The 1,390-nt window shown below is 62.9% G+C and carries 1 pseudogene; it reads right to left on the bottom strand.

Annotated elements, in window-relative coordinates:
* Positions 1–34: 34 nt before the first annotated feature.
* Positions 35–1,212 (bottom strand): annotated as a pseudogene (locus tag E3O50_RS08585) (integrase core domain-containing protein).
* Positions 1,213–1,390 lie beyond the last annotated feature (178 nt).

The raw sequence follows: 1,390 nt of genomic DNA, 5'->3' as shown, positions 1-1,390 counted from the left end.
TGTGATGTATCTGGACATGGGTGACAGTTCTGTATCAGGACATCGGTAACACTTCCTGTATCAGGACATCGGTGACAGTTAGATAGTTTTCGGTCGCCGTCCGCGCGGTCTGCCGGAGCTGACGTATTTGGTGCCGGGCTTGGGCCAGCGGTGTTCCATGATCTCGGTGCCTTCGTCGTCGAAGACGAGGAGGTGGTCGGTGGTCTCGACGAGATAGACGGTCTGGCCGGCGAGGGCGCGGCTGATGTGGAATCGGGTTTGTCGGACTTGGACGATGCCGTTCCGGGCGACCGTGGTGCGGCGGATTCCGTCCCAGCCGACCGGTCGCTGTTGATTCCTCGGCCGGGGCGGGTCGGTCTTGGGTGTGGCTTCCCAGGCTTGCCGGGGTGTGATCCTGCCGGGCAGGGCTTGATGCGGGCGCTCCGTGTTGTAGATCTCGTCGAACCGGTCGACCTGGGCTTGGAGTTCATCGAGGGTCGCCGCGATGGGTTGCTTATCGAGCCAGCGGAACAGGGTCTGGTGGAAGCGTTCGTTCTTGCCCTGGGTGGTGGGTTTGTAGGGTTTCCCCGTGATCGCCTCGACGCCCAGCGAAGTGACATAGGTGACGAGCTGTCCGATGACACCGCGCCGAGAGGGGTTCAGTGCGGCCCCGTTATCGCTGAGGAGTCGCTGCGGGACGCCGTGGGCCGTGATGCCTTTCTTCACCACGGTCAGGGCGCCCTCGGAAGTTTCTCCCCACGCGACGTGGGAGGCGACCGCGAAACGGGAGTGGTCATCGATGAGTTGAAAGATCACGCATTTCCGGCCACCGGTGAGGACGTATTCGGTCGCGTCCAGCTGCCAGCACGCGTTCGGGGCCGGATAGACGAACCGTCGGAACGAGGCCCGCGGTTTCTTCCGAGGCTCGACGCGGGCGACACCGGCATCGCGAAAGATCCTGGCCAGCGACGCCGTCGAGGGCACCGGGGTCATCCCCAGCGACCGCATCTTCTCGTGGACGCTGATCGGCCCATAGTCCAGACCCGATCCCTCCAACACGGCCCGGACTCCGATCGCCTGCTTCTTCACGTCCTCGGCCATCTGGTTCGGACTCGACCGCGGCCGTCGGGAGCGCGGCTCGAGGGCCGCGGCCTGGCCCTCCTCGAGAGCACGCTTCTTGATCGCGTAAAAGGTCTTCCGGGAGATTCCGTGCTCAGCACAGAACGTACTCACGGCGCCTCGCGGAGCATCAGGCGGCCACTGAGTTATAGCGAGACGGACACGGGGATCAACAGGTTCGACACGAGTCATCCCTCAAATGTGTACGCGGGAGAAGTGTCACCACCAAACACGCCCGAATGGTCACCGATCTATTGATGCAGAACTGTCACCGATGTCCTGAGACATAACA

Origin of the sequence: Cryobacterium sp. MDB1-18-1 (assembly GCF_004402735.1) — a bacterium.
Taxonomy (GTDB): Bacteria; Actinomycetota; Actinomycetes; order Actinomycetales; family Microbacteriaceae; genus Cryobacterium; species Cryobacterium glucosi.
The sequence above is the reverse complement of the archived record's forward strand: the minus strand, read 5'-3'. Positions and strand labels throughout refer to the sequence as shown.